General features: G+C 66.2%; 21 protein-coding genes. 7 read left to right on the forward strand and 14 right to left on the reverse strand.

What is annotated here, in order from left to right; all coding sequences use genetic code 11:
- Positions 1-28: 28 nt before the first annotated feature.
- From J5T34_RS08260 to J5T34_RS08290, 7 genes are all read right to left on the reverse strand, one after another.
- Positions 29-2,110 (reverse strand): 3-hydroxyacyl-CoA dehydrogenase NAD-binding domain-containing protein, encoded by a 2,082-nt coding sequence (locus J5T34_RS08260; protein ID WP_208579319.1) that lies wholly within the window; start codon positions 2,108-2,110, stop codon positions 29-31.
- 456 nt (positions 2,111-2,566) lie between these two features.
- Entirely contained in the window at positions 2,567-3,280 is a 714-nt protein-coding gene (locus tag J5T34_RS08265) for an ABC transporter ATP-binding protein (protein ID WP_174106967.1), read from the reverse strand.
- Positions 3,280-4,059 carry an ABC transporter ATP-binding protein gene (locus J5T34_RS08270; RefSeq protein WP_208579320.1) on the reverse strand — a complete coding sequence of 260 codons (780 nt, stop codon included), beginning with the start codon at positions 4,057-4,059 and terminating at the stop codon, positions 3,280-3,282. The genes J5T34_RS08265 and J5T34_RS08270 overlap by 1 nt, the downstream gene beginning before the upstream one ends.
- A complete protein-coding gene (locus J5T34_RS08275) occupies positions 4,056-5,369 on the reverse strand; it encodes a branched-chain amino acid ABC transporter permease (protein WP_208579321.1) in 1,314 nt (437 codons plus the stop codon). Before J5T34_RS08275 ends, J5T34_RS08270 begins: the two co-directional genes overlap by 4 nt.
- A 4-nt stretch (positions 5,370-5,373) precedes the next feature.
- Positions 5,374-6,321: a branched-chain amino acid ABC transporter permease gene (locus J5T34_RS08280; RefSeq protein ID WP_174107001.1), complete on the reverse strand. Its 948-nt coding sequence runs from the start codon at positions 6,319-6,321 to the stop codon at positions 5,374-5,376.
- A 168-nt stretch (positions 6,322-6,489) separates the two neighbouring features.
- Positions 6,490-7,728, reverse strand: coding sequence for a branched-chain amino acid ABC transporter substrate-binding protein (locus tag J5T34_RS08285; protein WP_208579322.1), 1,239 nt, complete (start codon positions 7,726-7,728; stop codon positions 6,490-6,492).
- A 172-nt stretch (positions 7,729-7,900) separates the two neighbouring features.
- Positions 7,901-9,526, reverse strand: coding sequence for a 3-(methylthio)propionyl-CoA ligase (locus tag J5T34_RS08290; RefSeq protein WP_208579323.1), 1,626 nt, complete (start codon positions 9,524-9,526; stop codon positions 7,901-7,903).
- 458 nt (positions 9,527-9,984) lie between these two features.
- Between J5T34_RS08290 and J5T34_RS08295 the strand changes: the two genes are divergently transcribed.
- The 5 genes from J5T34_RS08295 (at position 9,985) to J5T34_RS08315 (ending at position 14,005) form a co-directional block, all read left to right on the forward strand.
- Positions 9,985-11,586 (forward strand): protein adenylyltransferase SelO, encoded by a 1,602-nt coding sequence (locus J5T34_RS08295; protein WP_244258766.1) that lies wholly within the window; start codon positions 9,985-9,987, stop codon positions 11,584-11,586.
- Positions 11,587-11,680: 94 nt separating this feature from the next.
- Positions 11,681-12,121, forward strand: a complete 441-nt coding sequence (gene msrB / locus J5T34_RS08300) for a peptide-methionine (R)-S-oxide reductase MsrB (protein ID WP_208579324.1) — start codon at positions 11,681-11,683, stop codon at positions 12,119-12,121.
- A gap of 101 nt (positions 12,122-12,222) precedes the next feature.
- Positions 12,223-12,786 (forward strand): septation protein A, encoded by a 564-nt coding sequence (locus tag J5T34_RS08305; protein ID WP_208579325.1) that lies wholly within the window; start codon positions 12,223-12,225, stop codon positions 12,784-12,786.
- A 16-nt stretch (positions 12,787-12,802) separates the two neighbouring features.
- The gene (locus J5T34_RS08310; protein WP_208579326.1) at positions 12,803-13,120 is read left to right on the forward strand and encodes a BolA family protein; all 318 of its coding nucleotides are present in this window, start codon (positions 12,803-12,805) and stop codon (positions 13,118-13,120) included.
- 90 nt (positions 13,121-13,210) lie between these two features.
- A complete protein-coding gene (locus J5T34_RS08315) occupies positions 13,211-14,005 on the forward strand; it encodes a peptidylprolyl isomerase (RefSeq protein ID WP_208579327.1) in 795 nt (264 codons plus the stop codon).
- Between the two features lie 99 nt (positions 14,006-14,104).
- Here J5T34_RS08315 and J5T34_RS08320 read toward each other — a convergent pair whose 3' ends face one another.
- Both J5T34_RS08320 and J5T34_RS08325 read right to left on the reverse strand, forming a co-directional pair.
- Complete coding sequence (locus J5T34_RS08320) at positions 14,105-14,710, reverse strand: DUF1439 domain-containing protein (protein WP_208579328.1); 606 nt, start codon at positions 14,708-14,710, stop codon at positions 14,105-14,107.
- Positions 14,711-14,783: 73 nt separating this feature from the next.
- Positions 14,784-14,987 carry a SlyX family protein gene (locus tag J5T34_RS08325; protein ID WP_208579329.1) on the reverse strand — a complete coding sequence of 68 codons (204 nt, stop codon included), beginning with the start codon at positions 14,985-14,987 and terminating at the stop codon, positions 14,784-14,786.
- 659 nt (positions 14,988-15,646) lie between these two features.
- Between J5T34_RS08325 and J5T34_RS08330 the strand changes: the two genes are divergently transcribed.
- Positions 15,647-16,600 (forward strand): DMT family transporter, encoded by a 954-nt coding sequence (locus tag J5T34_RS08330; protein WP_244258767.1) that lies wholly within the window; start codon positions 15,647-15,649, stop codon positions 16,598-16,600.
- Positions 16,601-16,627: 27 nt separating this feature from the next.
- Here J5T34_RS08330 and J5T34_RS08335 read toward each other — a convergent pair whose 3' ends face one another.
- The 3 genes from J5T34_RS08335 to J5T34_RS08345 form a co-directional block, all read right to left on the reverse strand.
- Positions 16,628-17,002, reverse strand: coding sequence for a hypothetical protein (locus J5T34_RS08335; protein WP_208579330.1), 375 nt, complete (start codon positions 17,000-17,002; stop codon positions 16,628-16,630).
- Positions 17,003-17,059: 57 nt separating this feature from the next.
- The gene (locus tag J5T34_RS08340) at positions 17,060-17,578 is read right to left on the reverse strand and encodes a nucleoside deaminase (protein WP_208579331.1); all 519 of its coding nucleotides are present in this window, start codon (positions 17,576-17,578) and stop codon (positions 17,060-17,062) included.
- Between the two features lie 69 nt (positions 17,579-17,647).
- The gene (locus tag J5T34_RS08345) at positions 17,648-19,063 is read right to left on the reverse strand and encodes a nucleobase:cation symporter-2 family protein (RefSeq protein ID WP_244258769.1); all 1,416 of its coding nucleotides are present in this window, start codon (positions 19,061-19,063) and stop codon (positions 17,648-17,650) included.
- 158 nt (positions 19,064-19,221) lie between these two features.
- Here J5T34_RS08345 and J5T34_RS08350 point away from each other — a divergent pair, with 158 nt between their 5' ends.
- Positions 19,222-20,136: a LysR family transcriptional regulator gene (locus J5T34_RS08350; protein ID WP_208579332.1), complete on the forward strand. Its 915-nt coding sequence runs from the start codon at positions 19,222-19,224 to the stop codon at positions 20,134-20,136.
- 23 nt (positions 20,137-20,159) lie between these two features.
- Here the strand turns inward: J5T34_RS08350 and J5T34_RS08355 are convergent, their stop codons facing one another.
- On the reverse strand, positions 20,160-21,029 hold the full coding sequence (locus J5T34_RS08355; RefSeq protein WP_208579333.1) for an energy transducer TonB: 870 nt from the start codon (positions 21,027-21,029) through the stop codon (positions 20,160-20,162).
- A gap of 7 nt (positions 21,030-21,036) precedes the next feature.
- Complete coding sequence (locus J5T34_RS08360; protein WP_208579334.1) at positions 21,037-21,969, reverse strand: DUF6708 domain-containing protein; 933 nt, start codon at positions 21,967-21,969, stop codon at positions 21,037-21,039.

The following is a 21,969-nucleotide window of genomic DNA, read 5'->3' on the forward strand; positions in this document are numbered from 1 at the left end:
CGTTCGCTGCGTTCGCTGTCTATATCGTTCAGCCGTTGAAGCCCTTGCCCTCGGCCGCCAGCTTCTTGAGCAGCGGCGCCGGCTCCCACGCTTCACCGTGGTAGCCCTTGGCATAGCGCTGCATCGACAGCAGCACGTTGTACAGGCCGACCTGGTCCGCATACAGCATCGGGCCGCCGCGGTGCAGCGGGAAGCCGTAGCCGGTCAGGTAGACCATGTCGATGTCCGAGGCCTTCGAGGCAATGCCTTCCTCGAGAATCTTCGCGCCTTCATTGACCAGCGCGTACACCAGACGCTCGACGATCTCCTCGTCCGAGATCTTGCGGCGCGTGATGCCCAGATCCTTGGAATGCTGGACGATCATCTCGTTGACCTGCTGGTTCGGATACGGCTTGCGGTCGCCCGGCTTGTAGTCGTACCAGCCCGCGCCGGTCTTCTGGCCGAAGCGGCCCATCTCGCACAGCAGATCGGCGGTCTTCGAATACTGGATGTCCGGCTTTTCGACCGCGCGGCGCTTGCGGATCGCCCAGCCGATGTCGTTGCCGGCCAGGTCGCCCATGCGGAACGGGCCCATCGCGAAACCGAACTTCTCGATGGCCTTGTCGACCTGCTCGGGCAGCGCGCCCTCGTCCAGCAGATAGCCGGCCTGGCGGCTGTACTGCTCGATCATCCGGTTGCCGATGAAGCCGTCGCAGACGCCCGATACCACCGCGGTCTTCTTGATCTTCTTGGCGACCTGCATGACCGTGGCCAGCACGTCCTTGCCGGTCTTCTCGCCACGCACCACTTCCAGCAGCTTCATCACGTTGGCCGGGCTGAAGAAGTGCATGCCGACCACGTCCTGCGGCCGACTGGTGAACGAGGCGATCTTGTTGACGTCCAGCGTCGAGGTGTTCGAGGCCAGGATCGCGCCGGGCTTGGCGACCTCGTCCAGCTTCTTGAACACGGTTTCCTTGACGCCCATTTCCTCGAATACCGCCTCGATGATCAGGTCGGCGTCCTTGATGTCGTCATAGGACAGCGTGGTCGACAGCAGGCCCATGCGCTGCTCGACCTTCTCCTGGGTCAGCTTGCCCTTCTTGGCGCTGTTCTCGTAGTTGCGGCGGATCGTCGCCACGCCGCGGTCCAGCGCTTCCTGCTTCGTTTCGAGCACCGTGACCGGGATGCCCGCGTTCAGGAAGTTCATCGAGATGCCGCCGCCCATGGTGCCGGCGCCGATCACCGCGACCTTCTCGATCTTCCGGGTCGGCGTGTCCGACGGCACGTCGGGGATCTTGCTGGCAGCGCGCTCGCCGAAGAAGGCATGGCGCAGCGCGCGCGACTCCGGCGTGTTGACCAGGAACATGAAGCCTTCGCGCTCGATGCGCAGGCCCTCGTCGAACGGCTTGAGCGAAGCGGCCACGGCCTCGACGCACTTGCCCGGCGCCGGGAAATTCTTGGCCACGGCCGCGACGGTGTTCTTGGCGAAGGCGATGAAGCCCTCGGCGTTCTCATGGCGCACCTTCAGGTCGCGCACCTTCGGATGCGCGCCGGAGGCTGACGCGACGTTGCGGGCGAACGCGATCGCGGCCGGCAGCACGTCGCCATCGACGATCTCGTCGAACAGCTTGGTGCCGGCAAACTTCTCCGACAGCACCGGGTTGCCGGTGACGATCATGTTGAGCGCGGCTTCCAGGCCGATCACGCGCGGCAGACGCTGCGTGCCGCCGGCGCCCGGCAGGATGCCCAGCTTGACTTCGGGCAGCGCGATCTGCGCCCCCTTCGAAGCGACGCGGTAGTTGCAACCCAGCGCCAGCTCCAGACCGCCGCCCATCGCCACCGAATGCACCGCGGCGACGACCGGCTTGGTCGAATTCTCGATCACCTTGATCACCGAATGCAGCGTCGGCTCCTGCGTCGCCTTCGGCGTATTGAACTCGCGGATATCGGCGCCGCCCGAGAACGCCTTGCCGGCGCCGGTGATGACGACCGCCTTGACCGCGGCATCGTCCAGCGCACGGGTCATGCCTTCGACGACGCCAAGCCGGGTGCTGTGACCCAGGCCGTTGACAGGGGGATTGTCGAGCGTGATGACGGCGATGCCGTCCTGAACCTGATACTGCGCTGTCATGCTGGTTCCTTTGGTGTCTTGGTTGTCTCGGGATTCGAATTCTCGAATATTGTTTTGACTTCGACTGCGCCATCGGTATCCCGGTGCGCCTTGGGAATAGTAGGCGCGAGCCGGCTGGCCGGGGAGGCGAGCGAAACAAGCATACACAAAATAGAACGGTCGTTCAATTTCTATTTTGGAGGAGAAATTCGCCGCTGCAGGCACAAAAAAGGCGCGCCATGCGGGGGCTGCATGTCGCGCCTTCATGGGGTGCATGACGGGGTCGAAGTGATCGTCGTGAAGAGAACCAGAGGTGCCCGGCGAGCGCCTGCTGCCCTCTCCCCCAGCCCCTCTCCCGCAAGCGGGAGAGGGGTGCAAACCGATGGCCTTGATCTGCACCGCGTGTGACCTCCCTCTCCCGCTCGCGGGAGAGGGCCGGGGAGAGGGAAACGGCGCCGAATCGACCGATACGGCCGATCAAACCTCCAACCACTCCTTGCGCACCTGCGCATTGCCCTTGAGCTCCGCCGGCGTCCCTTCAAACACGATATGGCCGTGCCCCATCACATAGACGCGCTGCGAAATGTCGAGGGCGATGGCCAGCTTCTGCTCGATCAGCAGCACCGAAACACCGCGCTCCTTCAGCACCTTCAGATAGTCGGCGACCTGGGCGACGATCATCGGCGCCAGCCCTTCGGTCGGCTCGTCGATCAGCACCAGGTCGGGGTCGCCCATCAGCGTGCGGCACAGCGTCAGCATCTGCTGCTCGCCGCCGGACAGCACGCCGGCCGGCGTGTTCTCGCGCTCCTTGAGCCGCGGGAACAGCGCGAACATGTCGTCGGTGCTCCAGCGCGGGCGGCTCTGCCGCGGGTTCGGCTTCTCGCCGAGCAGCATGTTCTGCCGCACCGTCAGCGTCGGGAAGATGTCGCGGTTCTCCGGCACATAGCCCACGCCCAGATGGGCGATCTCGAAGGTGCGCCGGCCGAGGATCTCGTCGCCGCGGAATCGCACCGAACCCTCGGCCTTGACCATGCCGAGGATGGCCTTCGCCATCGTCGATCGTCCGACCCCGTTGCGCCCCAGCAGCGCGACGATCTCGCCCTCGTCGATATGCAGATCGACGCCATGCAGGATATGGCTCTTGCCGTAGTAGGCGTGCAGCCCCTGCACTTCCAGCATGCGCTTGCCCATCAGTGCACTCCCTCGCCCTCGTCCAGCGTCGTGCCCAGATAGGCCTCCTTGACGCGGCGATCGTTGCGGATGGCCTCTGGCGTGCCGGTGGCGATCACCTCGCCGTAGACCAGCACCGAGATGCGGTCGGCCAGCCCGAATACCACGCTCATATCGTGCTCGACCATCACCAGCGTCTTCCCCACGGTGACCTTGCGGATCAGCTCGACCGCATGGTCCGACTCCGAGCGGCTCATGCCCGCGGTCGGCTCGTCGAGCAGAATCACGTCGGCGCCGCCGGCAATGGTGATGCCGATCTCCAGCGCGCGCTGCTCGGCGTAGGTCAGCAGGCCCGACTGCGTATGGCGCCGATGCTGCAGGCCGATCAGTTCCAGCACCTCCTCGGCCCGCTCGCGCGCATCGCGCAGCTCCGACAGCCGGTGCCAGAACGAGTACTTGTAACCGAGCGACCACAGCACCGCGCAGCGCAGGTTCTCGAACACCGTCAGCCGATGAAAGATGTTGGTGATCTGGAAGCTGCGCGACAAGCCCTTGCGATTGATCACGAAGGGCTGCAGGCCGCCGATCTCTTCGCCATTGAGCCGCACCGAGCCCGAGGTCGGCGCGAACCGGCCCGAGATCAGATTGAAGGTGGTCGACTTGCCCGCGCCGTTGGGGCCGATCAGCGCATGGCGCTCGCCGCGCGTGATGTTCAGCGTCACGCCGCGGATGATTTCGGTCTGGCCAAAGCGCTTGCGCACATCGGTCAGCTCCAGCGCCGCCGTGGTATCCCGCCTCATGCCGCTCCTCCCGCGATTTCCGCCTGCACCTTGTCCCAGCGCGCGCGCGCCAGGCCCACCGTGAACCGCCATGCCGCCAGGCCGGCCAGCCACAGCGCGGCGGCAACACCCCACGGCGCCAGCGTGCCGGCATCGAAGCCGATGCCGAACAGCGTCATCGCGGTGCCGTTGGCGCTGTCGACCTGCACCTTGTAGACGAGCTCGACCGTCAGGATGATCGCCGCCAGCAGCACCACCCCGGCCAGCGCGCACAGGCCGTAGGACGGCAGCATCTGGCGCAGCTTGCCGCGCGCCACCAGCGGCAGCTGCATCATCAGCAGGCTGGCCAGCCCGCCCGGCACGAACATCACCATCAGCACGAAGAACAGGCCCAGGTAGAGCAGCCAGGCCTTGGTCAGATCCGACAGCGCGACCGCGAACAGCACGAACACCACCGCGCCGATCACCGGTCCAAAGAAGAAGCCCGCGCCGCCGATGAAGGCGGCCAGCAGCACGCCGCCCGAGCGCACCGCGCTGACGTTCTCGGCCGACACGATCTCGAAGTTGATCGCCGCCAGCGCGCCCGAGATGCCGGCAAAGAACGCCGACAGGATCAGCACCAGGTAGCGCACGCGCTGCGTGTTGTAGCCGATGAATTCGGCGCGCTCCGGATTGTCGCGCACCGCGTTGGCGATGCGGCCCAGCGGCGTCTGCGTCCACGCATACATCGCCGCCATCGACAGCAGGCACCAGATCGCGATCAGGTAGTAGACCTGGCGGCCCGGGCCGAAGGTGATGCCCAGGAACGGCTCGCCCACCACGCGATTGGTCGAGATGCCGCCCTCGCCGCCGAAGAACTCCGGGAACATCAGCGAGCTGGCGAACACCATCTCGCCGATGCCCAGCGTGATCATCGCGAAGGTCGTGCCGGACTTCCTGGTGGTCACGTAGCCGAAGATGACACCGAAAAACGCGCCGGCCAGGCCTCCGACCAGCGGCAGCAGCGACACCGGCAGCCACACCGTGCCGGCGCCCACCATGTTCAGTACATGCACTGCGATAAAGGCGCCCAGCCCCGAGTAGACCGCGTGGCCGAACGACAGCATGCCGGTCTGCCCGAGCAGCATGTTGTACGACAGCGCGAACACGATCATGATGCCCATCTGCGACATCAGCGTGATGGCAAACCCGCCGGTGAAGATCAGCGGCAGCACCAGCATCAGCAGCGCCGTGGCGCCCCAGATCAGCCAGCGGCCCAGGTTCAACGGCCGATAGCGCATCGTGCGGCCGTTCATCGCAGTATCTTGCGTGCGTTGCATCGTCGATTCCATCGCCTCAGCTCTCCCGGGTTCCCATCAGGCCGCGCGGGCGGAAGATCAGCATCACGACCAGCAGCAGATACGGCAGCACCGGTGCGACCTGCGCCACCGTCAGCCGCCACAGCGAATAGAACGGCGTCTCGCTGGTCACGTTCAGCCCCAGCGAGTTGAACATGCCGGCCAGCGACGCGTCGATGGTCACCGCGAAGGTCTGCAGCAGCCCGATCAGGATCGACGCGATGAACGCCCCGACCAGCGAGCCCATGCCGCCGACCACCGCTACCACGAACACGATCGAGCCGACCGCGGCCGCCATCGATGGCTCGGTGACGAAGGCATTGCCGCCGATCACGCCAGCCAGGCCCGCCAGCGCGGCACCGCCGCCGAACACCAGCATGAAGACCCGCGGCACGTTGTGGCCCAGCGCCTCGACCATCTCGGGATGGGTCAGCGCGGCCTGGATCACCAGCCCGATGCGCGTGCGCGTCAGCACCAGGTAGATCGCCACCAGCATCGCCAGCGACACCAGCATCATGAAGGCGCGGTACTTGGGGAACGCCGAGGTGAACACGGTGAACAGCGGACCGTCGAGTTCGGCCGGAATCCGGTACGGCACCGCGGCCAGCCCCCAGACCAGCTTGACGCCCTCCTCGATCAGGTATGCCAGGCCGAAGGTGAACAGCAGCTCGGCGACGTGGCCGTACTTGTGCACCGCGCGCAGGCCGAAGCGCTCGACCACCGCGCCGGCCACCGCGACCAATAATGGTGCGACGATCAGCGCCGGCCAGAAGCCGATCTTGGTCGAGATCGAATACGCGAAATAGGCGCCGAGCATGTAGAAGCTCGCATGCGCGAAGTTCAGCACGCCCATCATGCTGAAGATCAACGTCAGGCCCGACGACAGCATGAACAGCAGCAGCCCGTAGCTCAGGCCGTTCAACAGCGAGATGATGAAGAATTCCACAGCCAGTCCTTCCATCTGGCGCCGGTCGGGCGGCGTGCGCCGCCGACCGGCGAAGGCGAAGCGAGGGCGGGCGCGGCGGCCGGTGGTGTGCCCCCAGGGGCCGGCAGCATACCACCGGCTCTGGCGGGCATGGGCCGCGCGAGCGCGCCGCGTGTGGCGCGTCCCGAATCAGCCTGGACGCTTCATCTGGCAGGAGGTGGGCTGGGCGGCGACATGCGCGTCCAGCACCGCGTTGGTTTTCCAGCCGTAGCCGGTGTTTTCCTGGTCGTACTTGACTTCCTTGCCGTCGACCTTGGTCCAGGTGGCCACGGTCAGCGGCTGCTGGGCCTGGTGGTCGGTCGCGCGCATCTCGACGGTGCCGTTCATGCTCTCGACCTTCATGCCCTCGAGCGCCTTGGCCACCTTGACCGGATCGGTCGACTTGGTGTCCTTGAACGCCTTGCTCAGCATCGCGATGCCGGTGTACGAAGCCATCACGTAGAAGTCGTCGTTGTACTTCTTCTCGTAGCCCTCGATGACCTCCGAGCCGCGGAAGCCCTTGTTGTTCGGGTTGTAGTACCCGACATAGCGCACGCGCTCGGCACCGGCCGCGCCCATCGCGGTCGGCACCCCGGTGGTGGCCGCGTAGTAGGTGTAGAAGTTGGCGTTCAGCCCGGCGTCCTTGGCCGCCTTGATCAGCAGCGCCAGGTCGCTGCCCCAGTTGCCGGTGATCACCGTATCGGCGCCGGCGGCCTTGATCTTGGCGATATAGGGCGAGAAGTCCTTGACCTGCGCCAGCGGGTGCAGGTCCTCGCCGACCACCTGGATGTCGGGGCGCTTGCGCTTGAGGTATTCCTTGGCGGCGCGCGCGACCTGGTGGCCGAACGAGTAGTTCTGGTTGATCAGGTAGACCTTCTTGACGTTCTGGTCCTGCGCCAGATAGGTGGTCAGCGCCTCCATCTTCATGTCGGAGTTCGCGTCCAGACGGAAATGCCAGTAGTTGCATTTCGAGTTGGTCATGTCCGGATCGACCGCGGCATAGTTCAGATAGATGATCTCCTTGCCGGGGTTGCGCTCGTTATGCTTGGCCACCGCGTCCTGCAGCGCCAGGCCCACCGACGAGCCGTTGCCCTGCACCACGTAGCGGATGCCCTGGTCCACGGCCTGCTTCAGGATCGTCAGGCTCTCCTGCGGCGAGAGCTTGTTGTCGAAGCCCACGACCTCGAACCTGTGCCCGCCGGCCCAGTTCTTCTGATTGGCCAGTTCGGCGACGTATTGCCAGCTCTTGAGCTGGTTCTGGCCAACCGGCGCCATCAGCCCCGACAGCGGATCGATGAACGCGATCTTCACCGTATCCGCCGCGGCGGCCCCCGGACCCAGCGCGGCGAGCAATGCCACGCCGGCGACGAGCGGACGCAATCTGATCATGGTTTGTCTCCTTCTCTCTTTCTCTCGTTGGCTATCGTGTTGAGCGGGCGACCGGGGCTGCCGCTGTGTTGCACGTTGCCATGCGCGCGGCTTGCCCGATCGGCCCGTTTTGCTTCCCCGGCGGCACCGGGCAGGCGCCGCCGTTGCTGCACGTGTTCTGCGACGGCCCTGCTCAGGCCGTCGGCAGCCGATAGTCCTTGAACTGCTCGCGCAGCTTCAGCTTCTGCATCTTGCCGGTGGCCGTCAGCGGGATCTCGTCGACGAAGGCGACATCGTCAGGGATCCACCATTTGGCGACCTTGCCCTCGAAGAAGGCCAGCAATTCCTCGCGCGTCAGCTCCGTGCCGGGCTTCTTCATCACCACCAGCAGCGGCCGCTCGTCCCACTTCGGATGGTGGACCGAGATGCAGGCGGCCATATGTACCGCCGGATGCGCCGCGGCGACGTTCTCGACGTCGATCGACGAAATCCATTCGCCGCCGGACTTGATCACGTCCTTGCTGCGGTCGGTGATCTGCATGTAGCCGTCGGCGTCGATGGTCGCCACATCGCCGGTCGGAAACCAGCCGTCGACCAGCGGCGAGCTGTCGCTGCGGTAATAGCGATCGATGATCCAGGGGCCGCGCACCATCAGGTCGCCGAAGGCCTTGCCGTCCCACGGCAGCTCGCGCCCCTCGCCGTCGACGATCTTCATGTCGACGCCGTAGATCACCCGGCCTTGCTTCTCGAGGATGGCCTGCTGCTGCTCGGGCGGCAGCGACAGATGCTTGTTCAGCAGCTTGCAGGTGGTGCCCAGCGGCGACATCTCGGTCATGCCCCAGGCATGGATCACCTCAACGTCCAGCGCGTTCAGCGCCTTGATCATCGCCGGCGGCGCGGCCGAGCCGCCGATCACCGTGCGCTTGAAGCTGGAGAAGCGCAGCTTGTTGGCCTGCACATGCTGCAGCAGGCCGAGCCAGACCGTCGGCACGCCGGCCGAGAAGGTAACCTGCTCCTGCTCGAACAGCTCGTACAGCGAGGCGCCGTCGAGCTTGGCGCCCGGAAACACCAGCTTGGCGCCGACCAGCGGCACCGAGTACGGCAGGCCCCAGGCGTTGACGTGGAACATCGGCACGACCGGCAGGATCACGTCCTTGGCCGAGCAGCCCAGGGCATCCGGCAACGCCGACGCATACGAGTGCAGTACCGTCGAGCGATGCGAATAGAGCGCGCCCTTGGGGTTGCCGGTGGTGCCCGAGGTGTAGCACAGGCTCGACGCGGTGTTCTCGTCGAAGCTCGGCCAGCTGTAGTTGCCATCCTGCGTCTCGAGCAGATCCTCGTAGCACAGCAGCGGCAGCTTCGATTCGGCCGGCAGATGCGCGCGGTCGCTCATCAGCACCCAGCCCTTGACCTGCGGGCAATGCGGCGCGAGGCCCTCGACCAGCGGCAGGAAGGTCAGGTCGAAGAACACATAGCGGTCTTCGGCGTGATTGACGATGTAGGCCAGTTGCTCGGGAAACAGCCGCGGGTTGATGGTGTGGCAGACCGAGCCCATCCCCGATACGGCGTAATAGATCTCGAGGTGGCGATAGCCGTTCCACGCCAGCGTGCCGACCCGCTCGCCGGGCTGCACGCCCAGCTTGATCAGCGCCTGCGCCAGCTTGCGGGCGCGCAGCTCGCAATCGCGGTAGGTATAGCGGTGGAGATCCCCTTCGGTGCGCCGCGAAACGATTTCGGTGCTGCCGTAATGGCGGGCGGCGTGGGTGATGATGGAGGAAATGAGCAACGGCGCGCCCATCATTTGTCCCATCAATGCCATGGGAATGGTCTCCTGTATCGGTTGCGATGTCCGCCGCGGCGAGGCCGAGAAGCGAACAATCGTTCTTTTTTTAGGCCGACAAAAACCTTCCAGCGGAAGGCGTCGGCAAGCACGCTCGCACTGCCCGCCCATGCACTACCCCGGTGCACTGGGCGTGCAAGCGGGTGTCATGAGGGGAGACTGCCGGTGATGGCCGCGCCGCGACGGGAAGCAAGCGGCGACAGGCGGCAACGAGCGGGAACACCGGCAGCGGCGCCGCGGTCAGACCAGGGAAAATGCGGCGTGCAAGTACAATACTGCCAGCCATGTTGCACCTCAACATGTCGTTTTCCCTAGCCTGCAAGCGCACTTCCAGGCAGGCCACCGATTGCAGGCTGTTGCACCGCGCCGGTCCCCAGCCCACGCTCGCCGATCCGCGAGCCTCCACGCCCGGCGCGTGATGCCAAGGCCCTGACCTCATGTCCTCTTTGCCCTCTTCCGCTTCGCCCGCCTCGTCGGCCCCCTCGAGCGCTACCCCTGGCGATCCGCCGTTCTCCGTGGCGCCCGGTTTCGCCGAACTCGGCGAGCGCTTCTTCACGCGGCTGCCGCCCACGCCGCTGCCCGCGCCCTATCTGGTCGCCGTGGCACCGGCCGCTGCCGAACTGCTCGGCTGGCAATCGGCCGGCGCCGACCAAGCGCCGCCGCTGCGCGACTTTGCCGAGATCTTCATCGGCAACCGCGTGCCCGACTGGGCCGATCCGCTGGCGACCGTCTACTCCGGCCATCAGTTCGGCGTCTGGGCCGGCCAGCTCGGCGACGGGCGCGCAATCCGGCTGGCCGAGGCACAGACCGCCAATGGCCCCTGGGAGATCCAGCTGAAGGGCTCCGGCAAGACGCCGTATTCGCGCATGGGCGATGGCCGCGCGGTGCTGCGCTCGTCGATCCGCGAATACCTGTGCTCCGAGGCCATGGCCGCGCTGGGCATTCCGACCACCCGCGCGCTGTGCATCGTGGGCTCGGATGCGCCGGTGCGTCGCGAGACCATCGAGACCGCCGCGGTGGTGACGCGGCTTTCGCCCACCTTCATCCGCTTCGGCCATTTCGAGCATTTCGCCGCGCACGACGACGTGGCTGCACTGCGCCAGCTGGCCGACTTCGTGATCGACCGCTTCATGCCGGAATGCCGCGACAGCGTCGGCGGCGAGACCGTCAGCCCCTACCAGGCGCTGCTGCGCGAGGTGTCGCTGCGCACCGCCGACCTGATGGCCCAGTGGCAGGCCGTGGGGTTCTGCCACGGCGTGATGAACACCGACAACATGTCGATCCTCGGGCTGACCATCGACTACGGCCCATTCGGCTTTCTCGACGCCTTCGACGCCAATCACATCTGCAACCACTCGGACAACCAGGGTCGATATGCCTACAGCCAGCAGCCGCAGGTCGGCTTCTGGAATCTGCATTGCCTGGCGCAGGCGCTGCTGCCGCTGTGGCTCGAGCGCGAGGATGGGCAGGCGCCGACCGAGGCCGCCAAGGAGGCCGCGATCGAGGCGGCCCATGCCGCGCTCGATCCCTTCCGCGACCGCTATGCGCTGCGCTTCTTCCAGCTGTACCGTGCCAAGCTGGGCCTGGCCAGCGCCGACATCGACCACGCCGCCGACGAGGCGCTGCTGACTGACCTGTTCCGCCTGCTGCATACGCAGCGGGTCGACTACACCTTGTTCTGGCGCCATCTCGCCCGCATCTCCTCGGCGGACGGCAGCCGCGATGCGCCGGTGCGCGACCTGTTCATGGACCGCGCCGGCTGGGACGCGTGGGCCGAGCGCTACCGCGCCCGGCTGCGGGCCGAGAATTCGGACGACGGGGCCCGCGCGGCGTCGATGCTGGCCGTCAATCCGAAGTACGTGCTGCGCAACCATCTGGCCGAGGTAGCCATCCAGCGCGCCAAGGAAAAGGACTTCAGCGAGGTGCAGCGGCTGTTGGCGGTGCTGTCGCGGCCCTTCGACGAGCAGCCCGAGGCCGAGTCGTATGCCACGCTGCCGCCCGACTGGGCGTCCGGTATCGAGGTAAGCTGTTCGTCCTGATTTCGCCCTGCTTTGACCCGATTTGACCTGATTTGACCTGATTTGACCTGACGATCGTCCCTGCAAGACGATCGCACCCGAGAGGATCCGCATCATGCCCGTCAACAAGACCGAAGCCGAATGGCGCGCACAACTGTCCGACATCGAATACCGGGTCACGCGCGAGGCCGCCACCGAACGCGCCTTCACCGGCCGCTACTGGGACCACTGGGAGCCCGGCATCTACCGCTGCGTGGGCTGCGGCACGCCGCTGTTCGAGTCGACCACCAAGTTCGACGCCGGCTGCGGCTGGCCCAGCTACTTCCGGCCCATCAACGGTGAGGTGATCGACGAACAGGTCGACCGCAGCCATGGCATGGTCCGCATCGAGGTGCGCTGCAAGGAATGCGGCAGCCATCTGGGCCATGTCTTCGAGGATGGACCCGCGCCGACCGGGCTGCGCTATTGCATCAACTCGGCTGCGCTAAAATTCGACGATCGCGAGCCCGAGCCGGGCGCCGCCGACGACGCCGGCCCATCCGGCAACCCTGGCTGACCCGCAGCGCTGACCGCAAGTGCTGAACGGCCGCGGCCAGACCCTACGATAACGATTCCGCGATGCCGCCTGCCGGCATCGCCCTCCCCCGACGGACCCGCATGAAATTTCTGTTCGACCTGTTCCCGGTCATCCTGTTTTTCGTCACCTTCAAGCTGTCGGGCATCTTCGCCGCCACCGCGGTCGCGATCGCGGCCACCATCGTGCAGATCGGCTGGGTCTGGCTGCGTCACCGCAAGGTCGAACCGATGCAGTGGATCAGCCTGCTGATCATCGTCGTGTTCGGCGGCGCCACGCTGCTGCTGCACAATGAGACCTTCATCAAGTGGAAGCCCACCGTGCTGTACTGGCTGTTCGCGGTCGCGCTGCTGGCCTCCGCCGCGATCTGGCGCAAGAACCTGATCCGCGCCATGATGGAAAAGTCCGTCAAGCTGCCCGAGCCGATCTGGGGCCGCCTCAATACTGCCTGGGCCGGCTTCTTCGCCGTGATGGGCGTGCTGAATCTGTGGGTGGCCTACCAGTTCTCGACCGACATCTGGGTCAATTTCAAGCTGTTCGGCAGCATGGGCCTGATGCTGGTCTTTATCGTCGCGCAGAGCCTCTGGCTGTCGCGGCATATGCACGACAACGCGCCGGAAAAAGCGCAGGAAAGCGCCCGCGATTGAGCGCGGGCCTCGCACCATGAACGACGTCTCTTCTTCGTTGCCTCCCGAAAGCACCCCCGGCGACACCGCCGCGCAGATCGATGCCCTGCTGCGCGCCCAACTCGCCCCGTCGCAACTGACGGTGCGCGACGACAGCGCGCTGCACGCCGGGCATCCGGGCGCCGCTTCGGGCGGCGGGCACTATCATGTCACCATCGTCAGCGAACGCTTCGCCGGCGCGAGCCGGGTTGCCCGACATCGCATGGTGTATGATGCGCTGCGCAGTCTCTTCCCCATGCGGATCCATGCCCTGGCAGTGTCCGCATTCACCGAGCAAGAGTATTCCGCGCAATGACCATCCTCATCGGCGCGGTGTCTGCACAAGCCTCTGCACAAGTATCTGCATAATCGTCCAGCCTTCCCCAGACTTCCCAACACTGATTCCATGAAGACCACTGTCCTCTCGTTCAGCCTGGCGGCTGTGCTTGCCGCTGGCAGCTTGCCGGCAATCGCCCAGAATGCCGCCGTCGTCAATGGCAAGGGCATTCCGTCGGCCAAGCTCGACAAGCTGATCGCCGGCACCGGCCAGCCGGATTCCCCGGAGCTGCGGGACCGCGCGCGCAATATGCTGATCGACCGCGAGCTGCTGGTGCAGGAGGCCAACAAGCGTGGCCTCACGCAGAACCCGGACGTGCAGGAGCAGCTGGAACAGGCCCGCCTGAACGTGCTGGCCGGCGCAGTGTTCGAAGACTATGTGCGCAACCACGGCACCAGCGATGCCGAACTGCGCAAGCAATACGACAAGATCAAGGCCCAGTTCGGCAACGGCAAGGAATACCGCGCGCGCCATATCCTGGTCGAGAAGGAATCGGAAGCGGTGGCGATCATCGCCAAGATCAAGGGCGGCGCCAAGTTCGCCGACGTGGCCAAGGCCTCGTCGAAGGATCCGGGCTCGGCCGCCAACGGTGGCGACCTCGACTGGGCCAGCAGCAACAGCTATGTGCCCGAGTTCTCGGCCGCGATGGCCAGCCTGAAGAAGGGCCAGATGACCGAGACCCCGGTCAAGACGCAGTTCGGCTGGCACGTGATCCTGCTCGAGGACGAGCGCGAGACCAAGATCCCGACCTTCGAGGAAGCCAAGCCGCAGCTGCAGCAGATGATGATGAGCGACCAGAACTGGCAGCGCGAGCAGTTCCAGTCGATGATGAAGTCGCTGCGCGACAAGGCCAGGATCCAGTAAGGCGGCTGCCCTGGCGCCCCGGTCGTGACCGGGCGCCAACGTAAAAACCGGCGCTTGATGCGCCGGTTTTTCTTTTGGGGTCGCCCTTGCCGGGCCGCCCTACTTCGTGTCGATCTTCACCGCGATCCCATCCTCGGTCACGGTGATCGCGCCCGGTTGAACCTGCTTGCCGTTGACCTGCAGCTCCTCGGGCTTGAAGGTATGCAGCGGATAGTCCTTCAGCAGTTCCTGCGCCACCAGATTGCCCACCGCGTTGAGCTGCGCGCTGTATTGACCCGGCACGCCGTCGACCTGGACCTGCTCGACGGTCGGGTTGTCGAGCAGCACCGCGCGCTTGACCGGGTCGTAGCGCAGCCCGCTGTTGAGCGCCAGCGTGCCGTTGACCGGTGGCGCCGGCAGCAGGCTGTTGGTCAGCTGCGCATCGACCTGCGTGGTGACGCGGTTGCCCGCCACATCGAGCGTCAGCCGCGGCCGGGTCAGCCGTACGTCCAGCACCTGGGCATAGCGCAGCGTCGCCGGGAAGCGGCTTTCGACGGCGCGCTGCAGTTCCTGTTTGGTGAAGGTGTATTCGCCGGTCCAGATGTTGTAGCCGGCGATGGCGGCGCCGGAAAGAAGGCCGAGGCCGGCGACAGCGACGCCAAGCGCTGTGGCCGCCAGGGGCCGCCGGATGCCCCGGGCGCGGCCATGCGAAGAGATCGAAGTCATGCGCGATGCTGGAGTGGTCACCTCGGTCAGACCGGGGCGGCGTCCCGTCGTTCCACCATCGCCGGACCGGCGCTCAGTAATGCGGCGGTATCTCCTGCACCGACCCGCCGTCGGCGCCGGTGCCGGTCGCGGCCGGCAGCTGCTGATAGAGCGCCTGCATCTGCTCCTGCAGCAATTCGATCTGCCGCTGCTGCTTCGCGACGGTCAGGTTCAGCGTCTCCAGCAGGTCTTCCTGGAAGGCCAGCTTGACCTCCAGCTCGGTGATTCGCGATTCCATGAGGTCCTCCATTGCCAGATGTCAGACATGCGGGCAGGCAAGCTCCCGCGGGGCGCGCATTGTAACCGGACCGGCGCCCGATCGCGGGCGGGGTTGTCAGCACATCATAGTGCGTGTACGCTTGCCCAAGTCGTGCTGCGGATGATTCGATGGACGGCATTCGACTCCATCGATCCCCGCCGCCGGCGCACCGGCCGTCCCATGACGGTCGTGTGACGGTTTTCCACCCCCTTCGGTTCCGCCTGGGTTCCATGACGCCTGTACGCTGCGCTTCCTCGATTGCCAATCCGGTCCTGCTGGCCGGTGGCACGCGCGCGTCGGCGCCTCCCCCCGTTTCTCCTGTCTGGTCGCCGCCGGCCGCCGTGGTTCACGTCGCCGACGTGGCCCCGCCGCGCGCTGTCGTGGCCGGTGTCGCCCCGCCTGACGCCGTCGTGGCCGTCGTGGCGGGCGTCGCCCCGCCGCCCGCGGCCGTCCTCGGCTGATCCCAGCCGACTCCAAGTCTTCCGTCTGACCGTGCGCGCCTGACGCGCGCGAATGCCGTTGCCCTCGCCGTGTGCCGCTCGCCGCTCGCATGCTGCCGATGCCGCCGGCTCGCGTTCGCTGCCGGCATTCGCCCACGGTCGACCGAAGCCCGTCACACCCAATGACAGGTGAAAACGATGAACTTGCAAAGATTCGCGCATGCGGCGCGATCGACCTTGTCCCTGCTGTCCTTGTTGACGTTGTTGTCCCCTTCCTCGGGGCGCGCTCGACCGAGACTCCCAAGCGCCTGGGTGGCGCAGGGCTCCACCGCGCTGTTCGTGCTGCTGTGGAGCAGCGGCGCCATCGTCGCCAAATGGGGCCTGGCCTATGCCTCGGCCTTTGCCTTCCTGACGCTGCGCTTCGTGCTGGCGTTCGGCGTGCTGCTGGCGATCGCCGCGTGGCGCCGCCGCTGGCTGCCCGAGCGCGGACAGCGGGCGCGGGTGGCGATGGTCGGCCTGCTGCTGACCGGCTGCTATTCGATCTGCTATCTGCTGGCGCTGGACCGGGGCGTCACGCCCGGCATGCTGGCGACGCTGCTCGGCGCCCAGCCGATCCTGACGCTGCTGCTGACCGAGCGCCGCTTCTCGGCGCTGCGGCTGGTCGGGCTGGTGCTGGCGCTGGCCGGGCTCGTGATGGTGGTCTACCAGGGCATCGGCATCGCCGGCACCCCGGTGGCCGGCATGCTCTATGCACTGACCGCGCTGGCCACGATGACGGCCGGCACCATCGTGCAGAAAGGCATTCGGCAGGCGCCGATCGACGTGATGCCGCTGCAATACGGCATCGCGCTGCTGATGTGCCTGGCGCTGCTGCCGTTCGAGCCGATCCATGTCTCGTTGACGCCCGCGCTGCTGCTGCCGCTCGGCTGGATGGCGCTGGTGATCTCGATCGGCGCAACGCTGCTGCTGTACCGGATGATCCAGGGCGGCAATCTGGTCAATGTGACCAGCCTGTTCTACCTGGTGCCGGCCGGCACCGCGGTGCTGGACTATCTGATTCTGGGCAACCGGCTGGCGCCGCTGGCCTTGGCCGGCATGGTGACGATCCTGCTCGGGCTGGCGCTGGTGTTCCGCAACAAGCCCGGGGCGTGATCGTGGCGGGCGCCGGCCCATCGCCGTTCATGGCGGCGGCCGGCGCCGGCGCGCCAGCACCGCACCCAGCACCAGCCCGATCACGAGCGCGATCACGATCCAGAGCCATGGCGTGGCCATCGGCGGCGCGGTAGCCGGCGCCGATGGCGACCCTGGCGCGGCGGTCGGGGTCACCCCGGCCATCGTGGCCGTCAGCGCCTGCCAGTCGGCCTTCGTGATCTGCGTCATGCGGCCCGCATCGGGCAGCCCGAAGACGCAGATCTCGCCGCCGGGCAACTGGCAAAAGCGCTCGGCCGGACAGGTTTTCAGGATCTGCGGGGTTTCTCCGGTGCCGCAGCGTGCGCCGGCGCTTTTGAGCACCTGCAAGGTGACGTCGGGATGCTTGGTCAGTTGTTCCGGCATGGTGCCTCCCGCTGGAAAGGGCGAACACGTGACAAGCGCGAGGCACCCTGCCCCGCCTTACTTCCAGAAGCCAGTATGGGACCGCGCGGCCTCGTCTTCCAGCATCGGACCGTGCACCTCGATATGGCGCTGCCCCCGCACGAAGACCTCGCGGCATGGCAGCGAGAAGGTCGGATTCTCCGGATGGTCGCCGGTCAGACCCAGCAAGGTGTGCTCCGACAGCGCATAGACCACCCGCCCGATATTGCACCAGTAGATCGCACCGGCACACATGCAGCAGGGCTCTGCGCTGGTGTACAGCGTGCAGCGCGCCAACTGTTCGGGGCTCAGGCGCTTCGCCGCCAGCGCCGCCGCAGCAAGCTCCGCATGCTGGGTCGGATCGCCCTGCGGCGGCATCGAGTTGTTGCCGGCCGACGCGACGATATTGCCGTGCTCGTCCGCCACGATGGCGGCGAAGGGATGGCGGCCCTTCTGCTTCGACTCCTCGGCCAGCGCGATCGACTGGCGCAGCAGTTGCAGATCGAGTTCGGACAGATTCGACGTGGTGGTTTGGGTCTGGGTGTCGATGGCGGGCATCGGACAATTCTCCTGGCAAAGATGCGCGTGATGCGCGATTCGATTGCGGCCGGCATGGCCGCTTAGGGGTCAAGGCTGGCTGGTGGCGACAGCTTCGGCATGCTCGCTGTCGAGCGCGGCACCCTGCGACGCGCCGCGGTTGAGCAGCAGGTTCAGCAGCACGGCCGTGATCGCCCCGAGAAAGATGCCGCTGTCGAGCACCAGCTTCAGCGGCCCTTCGACGCGCTCGAACAACGCCGGCAGCGACATCGGCAACACGCCCACGCTGACCGACACCGCGACGATGATCGCGTTGCGCGTGCCGTCGAACTTCACGCGCGACAGCTCCTGGATGCCGGCCACCGTCGTCATGCCGAACATCACGATCGCGCATCCGCCCAGCACCGGCCGCGGTACCGAAGCAATCAGCGCGCCAAGCTTCGGGAACAGGCCCATCAGCACCATGATGGCGCCCGCCGATGCCACCACATAGCGGCTCTTGACGTTCGAAAGTGCGATCAACCCGGTGTTCTGCGTGAAGGCGTTGTAGGGAAAGCTGTTGAAGACGCCGCCCAGCATGGTCGACAGCCCGTCGGCGCGGAAGGCATCGCCTAACGTGCGCTGCGTCGACGGCCGGCCGACGATGGTGCCGATCGCCAGCACATTGCCGGTCGTCTCCGCCATGATCACCAGCATCGCGAGCAGCATCACGAGCGTCGGCATCGGCGCGAACGACGGCGCGCCGAACGCGAACGGCGGGCTGATCTCGAACCAGGCGGCGCGGCCCACTGCATCGAAGCTCGTCATGCCGCAGGCCATCGCAATCGCGGTGCCCGCCAGCAGGCCGATCAGCACCGACAGATTGCCGATCAAGCCCGAGAAACGTGCGTAGACGAACAGCGTAATAGCGATCGTTGCCAGGCCCAGCAGCAGGTTTGGCGTCGCGCCGAAGTCCGGCGCCGCGGGATTGCCGCCGCCCAGCCAGATCGCCGCCGCCGGCATCAGCGTGACGCCGATGATCACGATCAGGCTGCCGATCACCACCGGCGGGAACCAGCGCAGCAGCCGGCTGAACAGCGGCGCAATCGCGATGGTCAGCGCGCCGGCGGCGATCACCGCGCCGAAGACATGGCTGAGCCCGTATTGCTGGCCGATCAGGATCATCGGCGCGATCGCGATAAACGAACATCCCTGGATCAGCGGCAGGCGCGCGCCAAAGCGCCAGAAGCCCAGCGTCTGGATCAGCGTCGCAATGCCCGAGGTCAGCAGGTTCGCATTGATCAGCGTGACCATCTGCTGCTGGGTCAGGCCCAGCGCGCTGCCCAGGATCAGCGGGACCGCGACCGCGCCGGCATACATCACCAGCACGTGCTGCAGGCCAAAGCCGGCCAGCTGCCGCAAGGGCAATCGTTGATCGACCGGGTGGACGGCCGGTTGAACTGCCGGATGGGCGGCCGGGTCCTGCCGCATCGGGTCGGGGCGCGCCTGTTGCTGCGAATTCGTCATGGTCTCCTCCGTCTGGTCTGTGGTCCCGCGCTTTTGCGCCGGCCGGATCGGTGCGCCATAATCCGGCGGGTTTGCGCGGCGGGCCAAATCGGCAGCCATCGATTTTTTTGATAGGCAGTTCTTGTACGCCGTTCTTACAGGCAGGAGACCAGGCAGCGATGCGCTATTCGCTCGATCAGCTGGAAATGTTCACCCTGGTGGCCAGCACCGGCTCGTTCTCGGCCGCAGCCCGGCAGCTGCGCAAGACGCAGTCCGCGGTCAGCACCGCGATCGCCAATCTCGAGGCCGATCTGGGCCTGGTGCTGTTCGAACGCGGCGGCAAGGCGTCGACGCTGACGCCCGCCGGAGTAAAGCTGCGCAACGAAGCCGAACTGGTGCTGGAGCGCTGCCTGCAACTGGAGGCCCACGCCAACGAGCTCGGCGAACGGGTCGAGCCCACGCTGACGCTGGCGATCGAAGTCCCCTATTCCACCTTGATGCCGCCGCTACGGGACTTCGCGGAACGGTTTCCGCATGTCGACCTGCAGATCCGGCATCCGCTGCATGGCGATGTCGCCGAATTGCTGGCACGCGGCGAAGCCGATCTCGGCATCGCCTTCTCCCAACCGGCCTACCCGCGCGACCTCGGCTTCGCGCAGATGGGCAAGCTGATCCTGTCGCACGTCGCGCACCGCAACCATCCGCTGGCGAAGTTGAAGCGCGTCGATTTCGCCGACCTGCGCGCGCACCGGCGCCTCGTCTTCAGCGGCCACAACCACAAGCTGCCGAGCAGCGAGTACCTGGACGCGACGCGATGCTGGCAGGCGGAGAGCTATGCCGCGCTGCTCGAACTGGCTCGCACTGGCCTGGGATGGACCACGCTGCCGCGGCAACTGATCCTGTCCGAGCTGGCCTCAGGCGAATTAGTGGAGCTGCCGCTGACCGCTTATCCGTACACCGACTGGCTGGTCGGTGTGGATTTGATCTGGGCGAAGGCGCATGTGCTGGGCAAGGCGGGGCTGTGGTTGAAGCGCCGGCTTGGCGAGCACAAGGTGTATGAGGTGGATCGGGAGGGGAAGAGGACGACTTTGTAGGGCCGGCGCCCTCGCTGGCGGCCCTACCCTCCTGCCTGTACGACAAACGATTGCGTCGTCGTGAACGGTACCAGCGGACCGCTACCGCGCGCCGAGCAACGCATGCCGTTCATCGCCCTGCGCGCTGCGTTGTCCACTGGCTGGAATCCGGACGGCTTTTCCAGCGCGGTGCGGGCCACCGAACCATCCTCACCGATCCACACGCGCACCGTGACCGAGACCGGCTTGTCCGGCAGTTCGCTGACCAGGCTCAGGCGCGGCTTCGAGCAGCCGACGTTGGGCGGCAGTCCTTCCCGATAGTTGACCGGCGCAGATGCAGCCGACCGCGGTGAAGTTTCCTCGTTGCGGCAGATCGCCTGCTGTTCTTCGAACACCTTGCGCATGGCCTGCAGCGTGTGGGGCTGTGTCGCCGCGCCGGCTGACCACTTTGCCGCCAGCGGCGCCGGCAGGGCCTTGCCGACGACCGCAGATTCCTCGGGCGTCAGCCGGAAAACGAGATTGCCCGACGCCAGCCGTTCGGCTCGCGCTTGCTGGATGCGCTTGCCTTCCGGGGTGTCGAGGAAGCGCGTCAGCGCGAGGAATTCCTCCTTCGAAAAATCCTCTGCAAGCGGATAGCCGATCTTGTTCGCTACCGTGCGCGGCTCCATGGCCGACAGGCAGGCTGCGCGCTTGGGCGAAACCTTGTCGCCTTGCTGCTTCAGCGTGCCCTTGGCGGCGGGGATGACTTCGCCGGTGGCCACGACTTCGGAAACGCGCTTGGCGGCCTGCTCCAGCGCCGCCGCATTGGCGCCGTCAGCAGCGGTCGCCACGCGCGCGAAGACCATGAGCGCCACCGCAGCCATCACGGAGGCCTTCCACCCCGCGTGCCGCGACAATGCGGCATGGCTCGCCATTCGGCGCTCAGCGCAGATTGCGCGGATTGATGCTTGCATCCTTGACATAGGGATCGTCCTTCGAGACCGGTGCGGCCTCTTCGATGTCCTTGGGCCAGACCGGCACGCGGCAACTTGCCATCACCAGCGCGCGGCTGCACGCCAGCAGAAGATTGAACGGCCACATCAGCCAATAGATCGGCGTCGAGCCGGCGTCATTGGCAAAGACGCGTTCCAGGCCGACGCGGAAGCGCTCGCGCCGGCCGTCGATCGGCACGCAATACCGGATCCGCTCGATCAGGTCCTTGGGCCCCTCTTCCATATAGCGCCGCAGGAATTCCCAATGCGCCTTCAATCGCAGGGGATCGACTTCCCATAGCGAAAACGCGAACTGCTCGCGCACCGTGACACCATCGCGGTCCAGCACCAGTCCACGGATATCGCGCACCGGCTGAACCGAGCCGGAACAGCGTCCCAGCGTGAAGAACACATCGTCCCAGCGCACGCTCAGAATGCTGCCGTCGAGCCGGAACACATGGACCATCCGGTTGCGCCGATCGAGTCGGATCGGATAGTGCGTGTATCGCCCCAGTTCCCGCCGCGCCATCCACACGGACAGCGCCACGATCGGCGCCATCACGAACGCCACGAATCCGAGGAAGGCCGCAACAACGCCCGGCGTGTAGAGACCCAATTCCAGCGGTCGCCGCGCGGCCAGGCCCATCGCGACGAAACCGCCGACACAGACGACGATCACGGCCAGCGCCATCAGCGTCAGCGCACCGCGGGAGTCGTAATGACGGTCGACCGAATCCAGATAGCTGGAATTGATCTTGATCACGCAGAGCTGATCGTGTGGCGCGACCTGCAGACGTTGCCCCGGCCGCAGGCGGTGAGCACGCTCGTCGTCGTCGATTGGCCGGTTGACGCGATACTTGCGCACCAGTCCCGTGAAATCCAT

It is taken from the genome of Cupriavidus gilardii (genome assembly GCF_017598945.1).
Lineage (GTDB): Bacteria > Pseudomonadota > Gammaproteobacteria > Burkholderiales > Burkholderiaceae > Cupriavidus > Cupriavidus gilardii_E.